Here is a 3,059-nt window from a genome sequence, read left to right as displayed (position 1 = left end):
TTTATGAACTTTGTAATGTATGCTGCCCTTGTTTTTTTCGTAGCAGGGCTTACCTCTAATCGCATCATTACCCATATCCTTAGTGTAGGCTTGTTTTTATTCCTGGTGGTCTCTTTTGACATGGGGATCGTAGAAGATCTGCGTATTGGTTACGGGTTTGTACCGGGTATAGAAGATTTTTCGGAAATCAGTAGCTACGGAATTTTCCAAACCTCCGCCAATTGGTTTTTCCTGCTTTGGACGTCTTTGGCAATTACGTTGATCATGGCTGGTATATGGCTTTGGAAAAGAGGCTCTGATAAAAAATGGCGTCATCGACTCTCACTGAAAAATGTACAACTGGCGCATACCTCGAAATTGGCGATGGTGGGGTGCATCGGTGTATTCTTTTTCTTGATGTCGTTCATTACAAAGAATGTGTATGACAATGGAAATTTTGTTCCGGAAGATGAACAAGAACGACTGGATGCGGAGTATGAATATAAGTACAAATATTTAGAGGCCTACCCACAACCAAAGTATGCAAACGTTGATCTGGAAATTGATCTTTTCCCTTCGGAAAGAAAGGCGACTTATGAGGCTGAAATTCTTTTAGCTAATGCATTGGATATTGACACACTCTTTTTGAATTGGAAAGATTTTGTGGTGATAACCAGCCTGAGGCTGAATCAGCAAGAGCTTAAACCTGTGAAAGAAGATGAAGATCAGAACCTGACAGCCTATCTTATTCCAAAAGAGGCTAAAGGAGACAGCTTATTAAGTGTGTCTATTGAGGGTAAAAAGCAGTACGTAGGTTTTGTACAAGGCGATTTTCAGGGAGACTTAACCAGGGTTGGCAGCTTTGCCAGTGTCCGGGAATTCTTGCCCGTTATCGGATATGACAGTGACCATGAACTGTCAGAAAACAGAACGAGAGAGGCGGTTGGATTGACCAGACTTTCCTCACGAATGGCTGAAATGGGAGATCCTTTAGCTCAAACGCAGGACTTCCATGCTCCGGATGCAGGAATGGTTACTGGTAGCATTACCATAAGTACCGAAGCAGGCCAGATACCTTTTGCGGCAGGAACCTTGGTAGGAAAGGAAGAAGGGGGAGGACGTCCCACTGCTACTTACAGGATTGATCGTCCGTCCGTTTTTAATTGGCACTTGGGGTCCTCCAACTATGCACTTGTTCAAAGTGTGGCAAGTGGGCTGGACTATACCCTTTTCCATAAGCGCGAGCATAGCTTTAACATCGACTTGTATCGAGATGCAATGGACAAAGGAATATCCCATATGCAGAAGCAATTTGGAGCAAATGCCGTACCGGATAAGCTGCAAGTGTTAGAGATTCATCGCTGGCAAGACCCATTCTACACTTTCGCCAACACCTTGGTGATCTCCGAAAAAGAGGGATGGGTAGCTGACACAAAGGGATTGCAAGAGAAAGCCTATCTCTACCTCAAGATAGGTAGCGGTTTGGCAAGCCTTTGGATACAAGATAACATTCAAGTCGCCAACGTGCAAGGGGCAGAGATGCTTGCTGTGGGACTGCCAGAAGCGATCGGACTGCAATTTGTCGAAAGGGTATTTGGAGAGGAAGCTGTTCGGTTGTTGACGAAAAAGAAGATGGAACAGTATGGAAAAGACCGTAATAATGAACCTAATGTTGAACCTCCGTTACTTTACTCCGATGGGGCAGACTACCTGGAAATCAATAAGGGAGCTACTGCTCTCCATGGTCTAATTGCCGAGATAGGTTCGGAGCGATTTATTTCTATCTTACTGGAATGGACTGAGGCAAATAAAGGGCAGAAAGCCACTTTTAAGTCTCTGTATGAACAAATGATAAATGGTTTATCTGCCACATCACGGCAAAAGTGTGTGAAGAAATTTGAAACTATGGAGAGTGAGTTGATTTAAATCGACTCATTCTCCCATGCTTATTGACAATAACAATTTATGATTTCGATGCTAAAAAAAAAATGGTGTTTCAGGTGTCTGGCTATTTTTATAATATCCTCTGTGATCGGATGTAGTGATGATGACCAGATTTCTTCATTTCATGCATTGAAAGATAGGCTTGATAGCGATTATTACATCATCTCAGCAATCTCAAGTGAACCGGTAGATGTTAATATGGACGGCTCTAGGTCAAGAGATCTGTTGCTGGAAAATCCGGAAATAGCTCGCGCTTTTATTGAGCTCAATATTTTTGAGGATTCGAACATCTTCTTAGAGCATTGGCCAATCGAGTATATCGGAGTGCCTGCCGGCGAAGAGCTGGATTCCACACAATATAAGTCCCACTATTCCTTGAATTACGCGAGGTATGCCATTGCTAGTTATTTTGATTTCGACGCAGAGACGAATCACATAACACTCATTGATCCGGAACCGGTGATAGACTACACGGGAAAAGTAGACACACGATTTGTTTTCCCGGAATCTATCAAAATGGTAACAGATGATGTAGTGGAAGCCATTTCCATAAGAAACCTTTATACAAAAGATGGCTATGTCACGGTAGAAATCACCGCTAATTATCAGAGATTATGATCAGCAAAATAGTAAAATTCGAACTTAAGGCTCGTTTTACGCAGCCATTGACCATCATCTATTTTCTCATGCTGGTGTTTCAAGGCATTTGGTACACCCAGGGAAGTTATAAGTATTATGTAAATGATGCTACTTTGATGAATGGTAGTGCCATCTTTTACAAGACACTGGCCGGCGGAGGTATGCTGCTGTGTATCATCCTGGCTCTTATTACAGGTACGGTGCTCTATAAAGATATTCAATACAAAACATCCGGGCTTATGTACGCCACCCCTGTGGATCAGAAGCGCTTTTTTCTGGGCAGGTTTATTTCGGCTTACCTGATTAATCTTATTCTGGCGTCGGGGATCATGGTTGGTTTGGTACTGGCGCCTTATTCGGGAATCGGCACCCCGGATAAGTTTGGGCCTACGCCGTGGGTGCAGATGTTTCACGGCTTCTTCACACTTACTGCGGTCAATATCCTGATGCTGACGATGGTATGCTTTTCGGCTATTGTTTTCTTCAGAAAGATGGCT

3 protein-coding genes are annotated in these 3,059 nt (G+C 43.2%); all 3 read left to right on the top strand.

The features are described from left to right. On the top strand, window positions 1-1,905 hold a 1,905-nt coding region (locus tag AAGA18_15945), incomplete at its 5' end, for a hypothetical protein (GenBank protein MEM9446833.1). Window positions 1,906-2,007: 102 nt separating this feature from the next. Then, complete coding sequence (locus AAGA18_15940; protein MEM9446832.1) at window positions 2,008-2,541, top strand: hypothetical protein; 534 nt, start codon at window positions 2,008-2,010, stop codon at window positions 2,539-2,541. Then, window positions 2,538-3,059 (top strand): hypothetical protein (locus tag AAGA18_15935; GenBank protein MEM9446831.1); only part of this gene is annotated, 522 nt, incomplete at its 3' end. The genes AAGA18_15940 and AAGA18_15935, both read left to right, overlap by 4 nt.

The organism is Verrucomicrobiota bacterium (genome assembly GCA_039192515.1).
Taxonomy (GTDB): domain Bacteria; phylum Verrucomicrobiota; class Verrucomicrobiia; order Methylacidiphilales; family JBCCWR01; genus JBCCWR01.
The sequence above is the reverse complement of the archived record's forward strand: the minus strand, read 5'-3'. Positions and strand labels throughout refer to the sequence as shown.